This is a genomic window from Brevibacillus sp. HB1.3, from assembly GCF_013186635.1.
Taxonomy (GTDB): domain Bacteria; phylum Bacillota; class Bacilli; order Brevibacillales; family Brevibacillaceae; genus Brevibacillus; species Brevibacillus brevis_D.
Genome location: NZ_JABMIT010000001.1, coordinates 723,496 through 743,022 on the forward strand (window position 1 = coordinate 723,496; position 19,527 = coordinate 743,022).

The following is a 19,527-nucleotide window of genomic DNA, read 5'->3' on the forward strand; positions in this document are numbered from 1 at the left end:
TTTGAATCTTTCAATAATAAAGTTGAGGTGCAGAATGAATAAGCAGGAAAATATCGCAAAAATTTATCCGTTAACCCCATTGCAAGAGGGTATGTTGTTTCATGCTGTCAAAGATACAGACAGCAGTGCCTACTGCCTTCAGATGTCCGCAAAACTCCAAGGTGATTTTCAGCTGTCCATTTTTGAAAAGAGCATGAACAAGCTCGTAGAAAACTATGAAGTTTTGCGCACTGTATTTGTTTATCAAAACCTGCAACGGCCTCGACAGGTTGTTTTTAAAGAGAGAAAAGTTACCGTTCATTTCGAAAACATTGCTCATTTGCCAATAGATGATCAGAACGATTACATAAAAACGTATACCAACCAGCATCATACGTTTGAGCTGACGAAAGATGTCTTGATGAAAGCAGCCATTTTCCAAACGGAGGCGAACCAGTATCAGTTCGTTTGGGCGTTCCACCATATCATCGTCGACGGTTGGTCTTTGGGTGTATTGCTTCATAAGCTGCTCGCATACTATGCCGCCATTCGTAAGGGTGAGGCTGTTCCGCGGGAAGCAACCAAACCATACAGCGAATATATCAAATGGCTGGATAAGCAAAACAAAGAAGAAGCACTTACTTACTGGCAGAACTACCTAGAAGGCTATGACCATCAGGCTGATTTCCCGAAAAAGAAGAATGTAGCGGAAGATGGCCATTATGTACATGTGGAGAATCTTTTCACCATCGCACCTGAAAAGACTCAGCAGCTGATGCAGATTGCCAACCGGAATCAGGCTACGATGAGTAGCGTGTTTCAATCGCTTTGGGGTATTTTGGCGAGTAAGTACAAAAATTCGGACGATGTGGTATTCGGTTCTGTTGTGTCAGGTCGTCCGCCAGGGATTCAGGGAATTGAGAGCATGGTTGGATTGTTCATTAACACGATCCCAACCCGCGTGCAAACGAACAGAAAACAAACCTTTAGTGGGTTGGTAAAAACAGTTCAAAAGCAAGCCTTGGCTTCTGCTTCTTATGATTTCGCTCCATTGTACGAAATTCAGAGCAAGACGGTACTGAAACAAGAGTTAATCGATCATTTGGTGACGTATGAAAACTATCCGGAACAAGCTTCGAATGATCGAGAGGATTCCTTAGGCTTTCAATTCAACGTGGAAAATGGGGAAGAACAGACTTCCTATGATTTTAACGTTGTGGTAGCGGTCGCACCTTCGAATGAGATGTATGTGAAGTTGAGCTATAATGCAGCGGTCTATGAAGAGTCATTCATGAACCGAGTAGAAGGTCACTTGAAAACGATCATCGAGCAGGTCATTCACAATCCGAACGTACTGCTTGAAGACATCGGAATCATCACGGATGAGGAAAAACAGCAATTGCTGGTAGCTTATAACGACACAACTGCTGATTATCCACGCGACAAAATGATTTTCGAGCTGATCGCGGAGAAAGCAAGACAGACGCCATCGAAAGCTGCGGTTATTTGCGGGGAGGATCGCCTGACTTACCAGGAGCTCCAGGAGCGTTCGAACCAGTTGGCCAGAGCTCTGCGTGGGAAAGGAATTACCCAAGGTAGTATCGTCTCCATTATGGCGGAGCATTCACTCGAGCTCATCGTGGCTATTATGGCCGTTCTAAAATCAGGCGGCGCCTATTTGCCTATTGATCCCGAGTATCCGATAGAGAGAATTCTGTATTTATTAGATGACAGTCAGACGACGATTCTTTTGACTCAGTCCCATCTTCAAGAAAAAGTCGAGTTTGAAGGTGACATCCTCTACCTAGACAATCCTTCCTTGTTTGAAGGCGATAGTACGGATCTTGACAATTCATGCACACCGGACGATTTGGCATACATGATCTATACTTCCGGGTCCACAGGGAATCCAAAAGGCGCGATGATTACCCACCAAGGGTTGGTCAATTACATCTGGTGGGCCAACAAGGAGTACGTCCAGGGTGAAGCTGTAGACTTTCCGCTATACTCTTCCATTTCGTTTGATTTGACTGTCACCTCGATCTTCACGCCGCTTCTGTCGGGCAATACGATCTATGTCTACAGGGGAGCAGACAAGGTACAGGTCATTTTAGACATCATCCAAGATAATCAAGTGGGAATTATCAAGCTGACGCCAACACATTTGAAGCTGATAGAAGAAATAGAGGGAACAAACAGCAGCATCCGACGGTTTATCGTCGGTGGTGAGAACTTGCCAACCAAATTGGCGAAGAGAATCTATGAGAACTTTGGGCAGAATGTCAAGATTTTCAATGAGTATGGACCTACCGAAACGGTTGTCGGCTGCATGATTTATTTGTACGAACCGAAGAAACCGATCCAAGAATCTGTACCAATCGGCGTACCGGCAGACAATGTTCAGCTCTATCTGCTTGATTCCTCCATGCAGCCGACACCCGTTGGTTCCGTCGGTGAAATGTACATCGCCGGAGATGGCGTCGCTAAAGGGTATTTCAACAGACCGGAGCTGACAGAGGAAAAGTTCATCGATAATCCGTTCCGTCCGGGGACCAAAATGTATCGAACTGGCGATCTGGCGAAATGGCTGCCCGACGGCAATATGGAATACGTGGGAAGAATCGACCATCAAGTCAAAATTCGTGGGCATCGGATTGAGATGGGCGAAATTGAGACGCGTTTGGCACAGCATGAGTGGATCAAGGAAGCCGTCGTCATTGCTGAAAAGGATGACAGTGGTCAAAATGTGCTCTATGCCTACATGGTTTCCGAGCAGGAGTTGACCGTATCTGAACTGAGAGAGCATCTGGGAAGTACACTTCCTTCCTACATGATCCCGTCCTTTTTTGTCCGTTTGGAGGAAATTCCGCTAACAGCCAATGGAAAAGTAGAGCGGAAGAAACTGCCGAAGCCTGACGGTGCCGTTGTTACAGGAACAGCGTACGTCGCTCCTCAGAATGAAACGGAAACAAAATTGGCTGAGATTTGGCAGCAGGTCCTCGGGGTTAGCCGTGTAGGCGTTCACGATCATTTCTTTGATCTGGGTGGACATTCACTGAAGGCTATGACTGTCATATTTCAAGTCTCCAAAGCGTTGGAAGTGGATTTGCCAGTAAAGGCACTGTTCGAGAATCCAACCGTTTCCGAGCTTGCTGCTTTTGTCTCGAAATCGGGGAAAAGCAAGTACACAGCCATTCAACCGGTTGAGGTCAAAGAATTTTATCCCGTATCTTCAGCTCAAAAAAGAATGTACATCCTTCAGCAATTTGAAGGAAGTGGCATCAGCTATAACATTTCAGGTGCAATGCTTCTGGAAGGAAAGCTGGATTACGATCGTTTTGCGAACGCGGTCAAACGACTGGCGGAGCGCCACGAAGCCTTGCGCACTTCCTTCCACCGTATCGATGGTGAACCTGTACAGAAAGTGCATGATGACGTAGAAGTACCAATCCTGATGCTGAAGTCTGCGGAAGACAAGGCGGAGCAGATCATGCGCGATTTCGTCCGTCCTTTTGACCTCGGAATTGCTCCGTTGATTCGAACAGGCTTGGTCCAGTTGGGCGAAGACCGTCATTTGTTCATGCTCGACATGCACCATATCATCTCGGACGGTGTTTCTTCCCAAATTTTGCTGAGTGAATTTGCTAAGTTGTACCAAGGGGAAGCCTTGCAGCCTCTTTCTCTCCAATACAAGGATTTCGCAGCCTGGCAAAATGAGCTGTTTCAGACGGATGTGTACAAGAAGCAGGAGCTCCATTGGTTGAATACGTTTGCTGATGATATTCCTTTGCTCGATTTGCCAACGGATTATCCGCGTCCAACCGTTCAAAGCTTTTCAGGGGATATGGTCCTTTTTGACACAGGGAAAGAATTGGCGGAGCGCTTGCGCAAGGTAGCAACAGATACAGGAACAACCCTGTATATGGTCTTGTTCGCCGCTTACCATGTTCTCCTGTCCAAGTATTCCGGCCAAGAGGACATCATTGTAGGTACGCCTGTCGCTGGTCGTTCCCATGCCGATGTGGAAAACATCATGGGGATCTTTGTGAATACCTTGGCGATGAGAAATCAGCCTGTGAGCAACAAAACCTTTACACAATTTTTGCAAGAAGTGAAACAAAATGGGCTAGCAGCCTATGACAATCAGGATTATCCATTTGAAGAGCTGGTGGAAAAACTGGCGATTCAACGTGACATTAGCCGAAATCCTTTGTTTGACACCATGTTTTCTCTGGAAAATTCCAATCAGCAGTCGTTGGAAATCGAGCAGCTTACAGCAGCTCCCTATGAGGTATTTAACAAAATTTCAAAGTTCGATCTTGCTTTGAATGCGAGTGAATCACAATCCGACATTCACTTCCAATTCGCATTTGGAACGAAGCTGTTCAAGAAAGAAACCATCCAAAAAATGGCCCATCATTATCTGGAAATCTTGCGTGCCATTTGTGTACAGCCGAATGCCAAGCTAGCAGAAATCGACATGATGACAGAAGCAGAAAAACGTGCACTTCTCCTGAACGTCAACGATACTTTTGTCGAACGTTCCGCTGATCAGGTGTTGCACCAATTATTTGAAGAGCAGGTAGTGCTAACGCCAGATCAAGTAGCTGTAGCCTATGAGGGATACACCTTGACCTATCGCCAGTTGAACGCCCGTGCCAATCAAGTCGCTCGTTTGCTGCGGAGCAAAGGAACGCAACCAGATACGTTGATCGGCATTATGGTAGACCGTTCCATCGGGATGGTTGTGAGCATGTTGGCTGTGTTAAAAGCGGGTGGTGCGTATACGCCAATGGATCCTACTTATCCGCCAGAAAGAATCCAATACATGCTCAGCGACAGCAAAGCTCCCATTCTACTGACACAGCGTCATTTGAAAGAGACCGTGGAGTATACAGGAGAAATCATCGATGTAGACGATCAAGCGATTTATACAGGGGATGACACCAATCTGGACAATGTTTCTGGCAGGGATGACTTGGCTTATGTCATCTATACATCTGGATCGACCGGAAATCCCAAAGGGGTAATGATCGCGCACCAGGCGATTTGCAATCACATGCTTTGGATGAAGAATGCCTTCCCACTGCATACCGAGGATGCTGTCTTGCAAAAAACGCCGTTTTCCTTCGATGCTTCCGTATGGGAATTTTATTTGCCACTGATCACGGGGGGACGCTTGGTACTGGCAAAGCCAGACGGACATCGCGATATTGCATACATGACTCGAATGATCAGAGAAGAGAAGATCACAACTTTACAGATGGTTCCTTCCTTGCTGGATCTGATCATGACTGAACCGGAATGGAGCTCTTGCACGAGCTTGCAACGTGTGTTCTGCGGTGGAGAAGCATTGACACCTGCCCTTGTTTCACGCTTTTACCAGACGCAAACGGCACAGTTGATTAATCTCTATGGCCCTACTGAATCCACGATTGATGCGACATACTGGATTTGCCCGCGTTTGCCGGAGTATGGCGTGATTCCCATTGGCAAACCGATTGATAACGTCCGTTTGTATGTCGTAAATGAAAGCAACCAGCTCCAGCCTGTAGGGGTTGCAGGAGAACTGTGCATTGCTGGCGATGGTTTGGCTCGCGGCTACTGGAATCGTGAAGAACTGACAGCAGCCAGCTTCATTGACAATCCGTTTGAACTGGGGAGCAGGATGTACCGTACGGGAGATATGGTAAGGTACCTAGCCTGCGGCAATGTGGAATATCTCGGACGCATCGACCATCAGGTTAAAATCCGAGGCCACCGGATCGAGCTGGGTGAGATTGAAGCAAGGCTTTTGCAGCATGAATGGATCAAAACGGCCATCGTCCTTGCCCGTCCAGATGAAAAAGGGCAAAACAACTTGTACGCCTATATCGTTTCCGATCAGGAAATCAAGACAACTGATTTGAGAGCTTACTTGGCTTCCCATTTGCCATCTTATATGGTTCCTTCTTATTTTGTTTATTTGGAGAAGCTTCCTCTCACGGCAAATGGCAAGGTAGATCGCAAAGCATTGCCTCAACCTGAGGGAGCATCCACATCTGAAATTGTGTATGTAGCGCCGCGCAATGAAGTGGAAGCTACGCTTGTAGACATTTGGCAAAGTGTCCTTGGCGTGAACCCAATTGGGGTACACGATCATTTCTTTGAGTTGGGCGGACACTCCTTGAAAGCGATGAACGTCATTTCTTTGATCCATCGTACCCTTCAAGTAGATGTGCCGTTGAAAACACTGTTTGAATCACCAACGATCGCTGACCTGTCGGCATACATCGCTACTGCCGGCAAAGGCAAGTATACGACGATTGAACCCGTCCAAAAGCAGGAGTATTACTCCGTGTCTTCTGCACAAAAGAGAATGTTTATTCTCCGGCAAATGGAAGGTGCAGGCATTAGCTACAACATGCCGGGGATCCTGTACATCGATGGCAAGCTGAATACAGAGCGTTTGCAGCAAGCGCTCAAGAGTCTGGTGAGACGCCATGAATCTCTGCGTACCTCATTCCACTCCATGAAAGGAGAGACTGTTCAGCGCGTACATGAAGATGTCGAGCTGGAAATCTCGCTGATGGAGTCAACAGAGGCAGAGCTTCAACAAATCGTCGAGCAATTTATTCAACCGTTTGATTTGGAAAAAGCTCCTCTGATGCGCGCTGGACTGGTCAAACTGGCTCCGGAACGCCATCTTTTCATGTTGGATTTGCACCATATTGTCGTGGATGGTGTATCGATTGGCATTCTTGTGCAAGAGCTTGCGCAGCTTTATCACGGCGAAGAGCTGCCAGAACTGAGCATTCAGTACAAGGACTTTGCCCATTGGCAGAATCAATGGTACGAGACGGATGAGTTTACTGCTCAGGAAGCCTATTGGATCGATACCTTTACGGGAGAAGTTCCTGTATTAAATCTTGCAACGGATTATCCGAGACCTTCTGTAAAAAGCTTTGAGGGTGAGCGATTTGTTTTCGGCTCCGGTGCCCTTTTGAAAAAGGAATTGAATCGACTTGCCCATAGTACAGGAGCTACGCTCTACATGGTTTTGCTGGCGGCTTACAATGTACTTCTCTCCAAATACTCTGGACAAGAGGACATTGTTGTTGGCGCACCTACTGCCGGCAGGTCCCATGCTGAAACGGATTCGATCATCGGTATGTTTGTCAATACACTGGCATTGCGAAACGAGCCTGTGGGGACGAAAACCTTCCTTAGCTTTTTGGCAGAAGTGAAAAACAATACGCTGAAAGCCTTTGAGAATCAGGATTATCCATTAGATGAGCTGATCGATAAGCTGAACATTCAACGGGATCTGAGTCGGAATCCTTTGTTTGACACCGTATTTATCTTGCAAAATATGGATCAGAAGCCGTTCGAAATGGAGCAACTGACGTTTACACCTTATCTAGCAGAAGTGAATCAGGCCAAGTTTGATCTGTCATTAGAGGCGTACGAAGAAGATGAGGAGATCGTCTTTAGCGTTGATTATTGCACCAAATTGTTTACACGAAAAACGATTGAAAACATAGCGGCACATTTCATCCAAATCCTTCATGCCGTGATTGAGCAACAAGCTATTCCGTTGTCCGAAATCACGATGCTTTCGGCGGAAGAAAAGCATCGTTTGTTAGTAGAATTCAACCAAACGCATACGGAATATCCGCAGAACAAGACACTACATGAGCTGTTTGAGGAGCAAGTGGAAAAAACTCCACTGGTTGCTGCCATTGAAATTGGCGGTAAGCAGATGTCCTATCGCGAATTAAATGAGCGAGCAAACCAGCTTGCCGTTACCTTGCGTGAACGGGGAGTAAAGGCTAACCAATTCGTAGGAATCATGGCAAACCGCTCTATGGAAATGGTTGTGGGAATCATGGCCATTTTGAAAGCAGGTGGAGCCTATGTGCCGATTGATCCCGAATATCCAGAAGATCGTGTGGCCTACATGCTGGAGGATTGCGAAGCCCGTCTGGTGCTTACCCTAAAGCATCTTGGAGCTAAGCTCGCTTCTAGTGTGAGGGTGGAATGCTTGTATCTGGAGGAGGAGCACAATTATTCTCCTGACCGTTCGAATCTAGAGCCGATTCAAACCGCTTCTGATTTGGCTTATCTTATCTATACTTCGGGGACAACAGGCAAGCCAAAAGGAGTAATGATCGAGCATCGCGGAATTGTCAACAGCGTGTTGTGGAAAAAAGAGGAGTATCAGTTTAGCGTCCATGATAGAAATTTGGTGCCCTTATCGTTTGCATTTGATGCCTTTGTTCTTTCCTTCTTTACGCCGATCCTTTCTGGTTCAACTGTCATTTTGGTCGAGGATGAAGAAGCCAAAGACCCTGTAGCTCTTAGAAAGCTCATTACAGCCGCGGGATGCACGCAAATGACATGCGTGCCAAGTTTATTCCAAGCGATATTGGAATGCGATTCTGCTGCGGATATCAGCTCCATGCAAACCGTCACACTAGGGGGCGAAAAAGTATCGGCTCAGCTCGTTGAGAAGAGCAATCAGCAGAATCCGCAACTGGTCATCGTCAATGAATACGGCCCGACAGAAAGCAGTGTTGTCGCCACGTGGCAGCGAATTTCGCAACTGGATGCTGCGATAACGATCGGACGTCCCATCGCCAACACCAGCATCTATATCGTAGACAAATTTCATCAGCTACAGCCAATCGGAGTAGTCGGGGAAATTTGCATCGGTGGCCACGGTTTGGCACGTGGATATTGGAACAAGCCGGAACTCACAGCAGAGAAGTTTGTTTCCCATCCTTATTTGGAAGGCGAGCGCATGTACAAGACGGGTGATCTAGGAAAGTGGCTCCCTGACGGTACGATTGAATTTATTGGTCGCTTGGATGAACAGGTAAAAGTAAGGGGATATCGGATTGAAATAGGCGAGATAGAGTCAGTTATGCTCTCCTTTGAAAAGCTGACTTCGGCTGTGGTGATTGTCCACGAGGATCAGCAGGGCCAATCGTCCCTTGCTGCTTATTACACGGCGGAAGAAAAGCTTGAAGTCTCGAATCTGTGGTCGTATCTATCGAATAGCTTGCCGTCTTACATGGTTCCTGCGTACTTGGTCCAGCTCGATTTTCTCCCACTTACGCCGAATGGAAAGATCGATAGGAAAGCTTTGCCGAAACCAGAAGGCAGACCTGTAACAGGAGCAGAATATGTGGCGCCAGCAAGTCCTGTGGAAAGCAGGCTCGTAGAGATTTGGGAACATGTGCTTGGGGTAACCGACATCGGCGTTCTCGACAACTTCTTCCAGCTAGGTGGGCATTCCTTGAAAGCCATGTCGCTCGCTGCACAGATTCATCGAGAGTATCAAGTCGAACTTCCACTCAAAGTGCTCTTTGCGACACCTACCATTCAGGCATTGGCAGCGTATATCGAAACAAGTGGAAAAGACACGTATGTACCGATTCATCCTGCACCGTGGCAAGAATATTATCCCGTTTCCTCTGCACAAAAAAGGATGTTTGTCCTGCGCCAGTTTGAAGGCACCAGTACAGTCTATAACATGCCAAGTGTGATGTTTATTGAAGGCGACCTAGATCACGGACGCTTTGAAACCGCGATACAGGGGCTGATCAAGCGACATGAATCGTTGCGGACATCCTTCCACACAGTGAATGGTGAGCCTGTTCAGCGTGTACATGAGGCAGTCGAACTGAATGTGCGCTATGAGGATTTGACCGAAGACCAAGTCGAGCAAACCATCGAATCATTTGTGCAAGCATTTGATCTAGAGAAGGCTCCGTTGTTGAGGGTTGGACTCTTCAGATTAGCAGAGAAGCGACATCTTTTCCTGATGGATATGCATCACATCATTTCAGATGGTGTCTCTGTTGGAATCATCATGGAGGAATTCTCGAAGTTGTACAGAAACCAATTATTGCCAGAGCTGTCTGTTCAATACAAAGATTTTGCTGTCTGGCAGACGGATCTGTTCCAAACCGATATCTATACACAGCATGAGAACTATTGGTTGAAGTCCTTCGCGGGTGACATTCCGGTACTAAATCTGCCTACCGATTATTCTCGCCCACTGATTCAAAGCTTTGAGGGAGATTACATTTCGTTCCACACAGATAAAACGTTGATGGACGATTTAAACAAGCTTGCCCATGAGAACCAAACCACGCTGTTTATGGTTTTGCTGGCGGCTTACAATGTACTCCTTTCTAAATACAGTGGTCAAGAAGACATCGTAGTGGGTACGCCGATTGCTGGTAGATCTCATGCGGATATAGAAAAAGTCTTAGGGATGTTTGTCAATACGTTGGCCTTGCGAAACTACCCTGACGGAACGAAATCGTTCCAGGCATTTTTGGAAGATGTCAAACAGAATACGCTGCAAGCATACGCCCACCAGGATTATCCGTTTGAAGCGCTGGTCGAAAAGTTGGAAATCCAGCGGGATCTCAGCAGAAACCCACTGTTTGACACCATGTTTATTTTGCAAAATCTGGACAAAAAAGCTTATGAGCTGGATGGGCTGAAATTTGAGGCCTACTCCGGAGATGGGCAGCAAGGTAGCGCCAAATTCGATCTCACCCTGGAAGCGTATGAAGATGAGACAGGAATCCATTTTGGTCTTGTGTACTCCACGAAATTGTTCCAAAGAGACACGATGGAAAGAATGGCAGGTCATTTTCTTCAGGTGCTACGAGGAGTCATTGCAGACCAAACAGCGGTGTTGCGTGAAATCGACTTGCTCGGTGAGGAAGAAAAACATCTCGTAACGGTTGCATTCAACAACACGTTTGCCGCGTATCCACGCGAAAGCACGATACAGGAGCTGTTCGAGGAGCAAGTGGAAAGAACGCCTGAGCACGCTGCAGTTGTGATGAACGATCAGATGCTGACATATCGGGAGCTGAACCAAAAAGCGAACCAGATCGCAAGTGCTCTTCGCCGATTGGAAGTAGGAAGAGACAGCGTTGTAGGTATGCTGGCAGATCGCTCTCTCGAGATGATCACAGGCATTATGGGGATCATCAAAGCGGGAGGCGCCTACCTGGGGATTGATCCAGAGCATCCATCCGAGCGCATTTCTTACATGTTAGAAGATGGCGGCGTGAAGGTTGTCCTTGTTCAAAGACATCTGTTGCATCTCGTCGAAGAAGGTCTCATTCCAATCGTTTTGGAAGACGATAGCCTGGAGCAAGCAGACGCCAGCAATCTGACCAACCTCAATGACGCCAAGGACTTGGCCTATGTGATGTACACGTCGGGTTCAACAGGCAAACCAAAAGGAGTCATGGTCGAGCATCGCAATGTTACCCGATTGGTGAAACATACCAATTACGTTCAGGTACGCGAAGAAGATCGCATGATTCAAACGGGCGCTATTGGCTTCGACGCCATGACGTTTGAGATTTTCGGAGCTCTGTTGCATGGCGCTAGCTTGTTCCTGGTTAGCAAGGATGTTCTATTGGATGCGGAGAAGCTGGGTAGCTTCCTGCGAGAGAATCGAATTACCACGATGTGGTTAACCTCACCACTGTTTAACCAGCTCTCGCAAAATAACCCGGCGATGTTTGAAGGTTTGCGTGCGTTAATCGTCGGTGGCGAAGCATTGTCTCCGAGACACATCAACAAAGTGAACAGCGCCCATCCAGCTCTGGAAATTTGGAACGGGTACGGCCCGACCGAAAACACAACCTTCTCAACATGCTATTTGATTGAGAGGGAATTCGAAGACAATATTCCGATTGGGAAGCCGATCGCGAACTCCACAGCTTATATCGTGGATCGCTACAATCAGCCGCAGCCAATTGGGGTGCCGGGTGAATTGTGCGTAGGTGGAGACGGGGTAGCCAGAGGCTATTTGAACAAGCCGGAAATGACTGCCGAGAAGTTTGTTCCAAATCCGTTTGTTTTAGGTGAAAACATGTACCGTACAGGGGATTTGGCGAGATGGAAGGCGGATGGAACGATCGAGTATTTGGGTCGTATCGACCAACAGGTAAAGATCAGAGGCTATCGGATCGAGCTTGGGGAAATCGAGACCGTTCTGACCAATCTCGAAAAAGTAAAAGAAGCTGTCGTTACGGTATTAGATGATACAAACGGCCAAAAAGCTCTCTGCGCTTATTTTGTTCCAGAAGAGGAACTTGACGTAGTAGAGCTAAGAGAGGCAATAGCCAAAGAATTGCCTAGCTACATGGTGCCAGCCTTCTATGTCCAAATGGATAAACTGCCTTTGACTGCAAACGGGAAGGTCAATCGTAGAGCTTTGCCTGAACCATCTGGTGATCGGGTACAGGGCTCCACATATGTCGCCCCACAAAATGCAACCGAGCAGAAGCTGGCTGAAATATGGCAAGAGGTTCTGGGAATTCATCCGATAGGCATTCACGATAACTTCTTTGAACTGGGTGGACATTCTCTCAAGGCAATGAATGTAATCACGCAGGTGCACAAAGCATTTCAGGTCGAGCTGCCGTTAAAAGCCCTGTTTGAAACGCCTACGATCCATGAGCTGGCTGCTTATATCACTGTGAGTGATATTGAACAGTTCGAGACCATTCAACCAGTAGAGCAGGCTGACTTTTATCCGGTCTCGTTCGCACAAAAAAGAATGTATATCCTGCATGAGTTTGAAGGAAGCGGGATCAGCTACAACGTGCCAAATGTAATGATAATAGATGGACATCTGGATTACGAACGCTTTGAATACGCGATCCGAACCCTGGTAAAACGACATGAATCCTTGCGAACATCCTTCCATTCGAAAAACGGGGAACCCGTGCAACGGGTCCATGAGGATGTCACGATGCTCATCGGTATTTCCGAGGCGACAGAAGACCAAGTAGAGCAACGGATTCAGGAGTTGGTCCAGCCGTTTGATCTGGAAGTGGCTCCGTTATTCCGGGTTGACTTGATCAAACTGGGAGCAGAACGACACTTGTTCTTCATGGATATGCACCACATTATCTCCGATGGTGTATCGCTTGCAGTCATCGCCAAGGAGTTCGCGAGCTTGTACGAGGAAAATCAGCTCCCAGACTTGCGCATCCAGTACAAAGATTTTGCTGCTTGGCAAACGAAGCTGGCCCAGTCTGAGCGTTTCCAAAAACAGGAGGATTATTGGACGAACGTCTTTGCAGGGGAGCTCCCATTACTCAACCTGCCAAATGATTTCCCAAGACCTACTGTTCAAAGCTTCGAAGGCGATACGGTAGCGATCGGTACAGGAAATCACTTGCTTGCGGAGTTGCGACAACTCGCTGCCAATACGGGCTCCACCCTATTCATGGTGCTTTTGGCTGCCTATAATGTGCTGCTGTCCAAATACACAGGACAGGAAGAAATCGTTGTCGGTACACCGATTGCAGGTCGATCCCACGCGGATGTTGAACGAATCGTCGGCATGTTCGTCAACACGCTCGCCCTGAAAAATGTGGCAGGAGGCAACCTGACCTTCCGCGAGTTTTTGGGTGATGTGAAACAAAATGCGCTGCATGCGTTTGAACATCAGGATTATCCGTTTGAACATCTCGTAGATAAGCTGCAAGTACGGCGCGATCTAAGCCGAAATCCGCTGTTCGATACGATGTTCAGCCTGGGGCTTGTGGACTCATCTGTATTAGAAATTGCAGGACTCAACATGTCCGCTTACCCGGTAGATGGCAAGATCGCAAAATTCGATATCGCGCTGGATGCGATGGAACAACAAGATGAGCTTCTCGTGCAGTTCAACTATTGCACGAAGCTATTTGCCAAAGAATCGATCGATCGTATGGCGGCTCATTACATCCATCTTTTAGAGACGATCATTGCCAATCCAGATTGCACGCTGGCAGAGATCAGTGTCTTGTCAAAAGAAGAGATAGAGCAAATGCTGCATGATTTCAATGCAACAAAAGCTACTTATCCAACAGGAAAAACGTTCCAGGAGCTATTCGAAGAGCAGGTCGAAAAAACACCGAATCAGGTAGCTGTCATCTTTGAAGATGAACAGCTAACGTATCGGGAATTGAATGAAAAAGCGAACCAGCTCGCGCGTGTTTTGCGCCAAATGGGAGTCAAGCCAGAGAGCACGGTCGGAATCATGGTAGATCGCTCCTTGCACATGGTAGTAGGGACGCTCGGTATTTTGAAAGCCGGTGGGGCCTACGTCCCGATTGATCCAGATTATCCACTGGAGCGTCAGACATTCATTTTGGAAGATAGTGATGCAAAGTTATTCCTTACCTTGCAAAAGATGAATACACAGCTTGTATTCCCTTACGAAACTCTCTATCTGGATGCAGAGGGGCTGTATCAGGGAGAGGCGAGCAATCTGGAGCCTGTAGCACTGCCGGAACACGCAGCTTACATCATTTATACATCCGGTACGACTGGCAAGCCAAAAGGAGTCGTGATCGAGCACCGGAGCTATGCGAATGTCGCGTTTGCCTGGCAGGATGAGTATCATCTGGATACCTTCCCGGTTCGCTTGCTGCAAATGGCGAGCTTCGCCTTCGACGTCTCGACTGGCGACTTTGCCAGAGCATTGCTCACAGGAGGGCAACTGGTCATTTGCCCGAATGAGGTCAAAATGGACCCGGCTTCCTTGTACGAAATTATCAAGCGGTATGAAATCACGATTTTCGAAGCAACACCAGCTTTGATCATGCCATTGATGCATTACATTTACGAAAACAAGCTCGACATCAGTCAGATGAAGCTGCTGATCCTCGGAGCAGACAGTTGTCCAGCGGAAGACTTCAAGACCTTGCTGACCCGATTCAGTCATACGCTGCGCATTGTTAACAGTTATGGGGTAACAGAGGCGTGCATCGATTCCAGCTATTACGAAGAAACAGATGTCTCATCCATTCGCTCGGGAACGGTACCGATCGGCAAACCACTTCCGAACATGCAGATGTATGTGATGGATCAACAATTGAATCTTCAACCTGTTGGAGTCGTGGGTGAGTTGTGCATCGGTGGAGCAGGGGTCGCTCGCGGTTATTTGAACAGACCTGAACTGACAGTGGAGAAGTTCGTACCGAATCCTTTCGCACCAGGTGAGTTGTTGTATCGTACGGGTGATCTGGCGAAGTGGCGTGCGGACGGAAATATGGAGTTCCTGGGTCGCAACGATCATCAAGTGAAAATCAGGGGTGTCCGTATCGAGCTGGGCGAAATCGAGACACAGCTACGCAAGCTAGACGGAATCTTGGAAGCAGTCGTGGTCGCAAGAGAGGATCACAGACAAGAAAAGTACTTATGCGCGTACATGGTGGCAGACCATGAGATCGATACAGCTCAAGTACGTAAGGAATTGCTAAAAGAATTGCCTCAAGCGATGATACCATCGTATTTCGTAAAACTTGAAGCGCTGCCGCTTACCGCAAATGGGAAGATCGACAGACGTTCCTTGCCAGTGCCAGATGTATCTTTACTCAGAACGACAGAGTACGTGGCACCTCGTACGGAGTTGGAAGCGCAATTGGCCCGCGTCTGGGAGCAAGTACTGAATGTGGAGCAAGTAGGGGTTCTGGATGATTTCTTTGCAATTGGCGGTCATTCCCTGCGTGCGATGAGTGTGATTTCGAACATGCATAACGAATATCAAGTCGATATTCCGCTTCGTATTTTGTTCGAAAAACCGACGATTCAGCAATTGGCTGCACACATCGAAGAAACAGCAAAAGAATATGTCATTTCGATCCAACCAGCACCTGTGCAAGAGTATTACCCTGTTTCATCGGCTCAAAAGCGCATGTATATCCTCCATCAGTTCGAGGGAGTCGGCATCAGCTACAATATGCCTTCGACCATGCTGATCGAAGGAAAGTTGGAACCGGAACGATTAGAGACAGCGTTCAAGCAACTGATTGCGCGACATGAAAGTCTACGTACGTCCTTTGCCGTTGTAAATGGAGAACCTGTTCAGAAGATTCACGAGAAAGTTTCTTTTGAACTTTCGTATACAACGATTACAGAAGACCAGGCACAAGAGGTCCTTTCCTCTCTCGTTCAGCCATTCGATCTGGGAGTAGCGCCGTTGCTTCGCGTACGTCTTCTGCAAACCGGAGAAGATCGTCATGTGCTCTTTACCGACATGCATCACAGCATTTCCGACGGTGTATCCTCTGGCATTCTCCTGTCTGACTTAGTGCAGCTATACCAAGGGGATGTTTTGCCAGAGCTGCGAATTCAGTACAAGGACTTCTCGGTATGGCAACAGGAGCTTTCCCGATCCGATGCCTTCAACAAGCAAGAACAGTACTGGGCTCAAGTGTTTGCAGACGATATTCCCGTGCTAAACCTGCAAACGGATTTCACCCGACCAAGCGTTCAAAATTTCGCAGGCGATCAGTATTCCATCGGAACCGGTAAACAACTCATGGAAGGCTTGAACCAATTGGCTCGAGAAACGGGAACGACACTGTACATGGTGCTCCTCGCGACGTACAACGTATTGCTTTCCAAGTATTCCGGGCAAGAGGACATCATCGTCGGGACACCGATTACAGGCAGATCCCATGCTGATCTAGAACCAATCGTCGGTATGTTTGTCAATACATTGGCGATGAGAAACAAGCCGTATGCTGGGAAAACCTTCACTGAGCTGTTGCTGGAAGTCAAGCAAAATGCTCTGGACGCTTACGCTCATCAGGATTATCCGTTCGAAGAGCTGGTGGAAAAACTCGACATTCCGCGGGACTTAAGCAGAAACCCGCTCTTTGACACCATGTTTACTGTGCAAAACAACTCGGATGATTCTATCGACCTGCACGGCTTGACACTCGCTCCTTTCATGACTGATCAGGCTGGCAACCATTCCAAGTTTGATTTGACGGTAATTGCCACAGATGAGCGTGAAGAGATTCGCATTGGCGTGGAGTACAGCACAAGCTTGTTTACGAAAGCGACAATTGAACGGTTAAGCAACCACTTCATGGCGATTGCCCAAATCGTTGTGCAAAATCCGCATATCCGCTTGAGCGAAATTGACATGCTCAAGGCTGAGGAGAAAAAGCAAATTTTCGAGAGTTTCAATGATACAGCTGTCAGCTATGTACAAGACAAAACGCTGCATCAATTATTCGAAGAGCAAGTAGCAAGGACGCCAGATCAGGAAGCGCTTCTCTTTAACGGTCAGTCACTGACGTACAGCAAGCTCAATGAGCGAGCCAACAGACTGGCAAGAGTTTTGCGTACCAAGGGAGTCGGACCTGATCGTCTTGTAGCAGTCATGGCGGAGCGTTCACCAGAGATGATCATTGGCATCCTTGGTATTTTAAAGGCAGGCGGTGCTTATGTTCCAATCGATCCGGCGTATCCGCAAGAACGCATTCAGTACCTGCTTGCGGATAGCAACGCAGCATTGCTTCTCTGCCAGTCCCATTTGTCGGAGCTATTGTCTCGCGTGTCGAGCGGGCTTGACTGGCTTGAACTGAGCGCAGAGCATGATGTCGAGATAGATGGCTCCAATCTCTCGTCACTCAATCAACCGACCGATCTCGCCTATGTAATCTATACATCGGGAACGACCGGTAAGCCGAAGGGCGTCATGATTCCACATCGGGGAATCGTGAATTGCTTGCAGTGGAGAAGAGATGAATATGGTTTCGGAACGGGAGACAAGGCGTTACAGGTATTCTCTTTTGCCTTCGATGGTTTTGTCGCCAGCTTGTTCGCTCCACTTCTCGGAGGTGCTACTTGCGTCTTGCCGAGAGAGGAAGAAGCTAAAGATCCGGTAGCACTGAAAAAGCTGATTGCCTCAGCGGGAGTTACCCATTATTACGGTGTACCGAGTCTGTTCCAGGCGATTCTGGATTGCTCGACTTCTGCCGACTTTTCTCCTCTTCGTTGCGTAACATTGGGAGGCGAGAAACTACCTGCGCAGCTTGTGCAAAAAACGAAAGAAAAGCATCCAGCAATCGAGATCAACAATGAATACGGTCCGACCGAAAACAGCGTCGTCACCACCATCTCTCGTTCGATCGAAGTAGGTCAGGATATCACGATTGGACGTCCGCTAGCCAATGTCCAAGTGTACATCGTAGATACACAGCATCACTTGCAACCGATTGGCGTAGTGGGAGAGCTATGCATCGGAGGACCCGGACTTGCAAGAGGTTATTTGAATAAACCAGAGCTCACACAAGAAAAGTTCGTTCCGAATCCGTTTGTGCCAGGAGAGCTCATGTATAAAACGGGTGACTTGGTGAAATGGCGGGCAGATGGCACGATCAGCTACATCGGTCGGGCTGACGAACAGGTGAAGGTGAGAGGGTACCGCATCGAGATCGGGGAAATTGAGAGCACCATACTTGCTTACGATGGCATCGATCAAGCAGTGGTCGTTGTGCAAGAGGATGAGTTAACTGCTGGACAGTATCTTTGCGCTTATCTCGTCCCAGCAGCAGATGTATCCGTTTCTGAGCTGAGAAGGCATCTGGCGAAGGAACTGCCTGCATACATGGTTCCCAGCTATTTTGTCCAGTTAGATCAACTGCCACTTTCAGCCAATGGAAAAGTGGATCGCAAAGCGTTACCAAAGCCAAAGCCTTCGGATGCGACCACACGTGAGTTCGTGGCTCCAAGAACTGCGATCGAGCATCAATTGGCTGCCATTTGGCAGGAAGTTTTGGGGATAGACCCAATTGGCATCACTGACCATTTCTTTGAGCTGGGTGGACATTCACTGAAAGCAACACTGCTTGTTGCGAAGGTGTATGAGTACATGCAGATTGAACTCCCGTTAAACCTTATCTTCCAGCATCCAACGATTGAAAAGGTAGCGGATTTTATCACGCACAAGAACTTCGAGGGCAATTCTGTTGGTGCCATTCTCTTAAATGAAGAGACGGCGAGAAAGGTATTCTGCTTTACACCGATTGGCGCCCAAAGTGTTTATTATCAGAAGCTTGCTGATGAAATCAAGGGCGTTTCCTTGCATAGCTTTGATTTCATCCAAGAAGACAATCGACTGGAGCAATACATCGAAGCCATCGTGGCGATTGATCCAAAAGGACCCTATACGCTCTTGGGATATTCCTCGGGAGGCAATCTGGCTTTTGACGTCGCAAAAGAACTGGAGAATCAAGGATATGTCGTGACCGACCTCATCTTGTTCGATTCGTACTGGAAAGACAAGGTGATGGAGAGGACTCTGGCGGAAACAGAGAGTGATATTGCGCAGTTATTTGCCGAAATTGGAGAAAACACCGAGATGTTCAACATGACACAAGAAGACTTCAATTTGTACGCTGCCAATGAATTCGTCAAGCAAAGCTTCATTCGAAAAACGGTCAGCTACGTGATGTACCACAATCAACTGATCAATACGGGTGCAACGAACGCAACGATCCATCTCATTCAATCAGAGCTGGAATCGGGTGAGGATGATCTGGTTGCAGTCAAATGGAATGAAGCCGCTTGGACACAGGCTACGAAACGATTGATGACGTACGAAGGGTACGGAATCCACTCCAGAATGTTGGGAGGAACCTACGTGTCGATGAATGCCTCCATCCTTAGAGACATTCTACAGGAGCTGTTCATTCTGAAATAAGATCACGGCTTTGTGATGACTCCCCTTGG

1 protein-coding gene is annotated in these 19,527 nt (G+C 47.6%); it reads left to right on the forward strand.

The window, feature by feature from the left end; genetic code table 11:
• The first annotated feature begins 34 nt into the window (after window positions 1-34).
• On the forward strand, window positions 35-19,498 hold the full coding sequence (gene tycC, locus HPY31_RS03535; RefSeq protein ID WP_172138435.1) for a tyrocidine non-ribosomal peptide synthetase TycC: 19,464 nt from the start codon (window positions 35-37) through the stop codon (window positions 19,496-19,498).
• The last annotated feature ends 29 nt before the right edge of the window (window positions 19,499-19,527 follow it).

What these genes read in the sequence shown, in the direction of transcription:
- tycC (WP_172138435.1), top strand. Translation starts at nt 35, where the DNA reads ATGAATAAGCAGGAAAATATCGCAAAAATTTATCCGTTAACCCCATTG.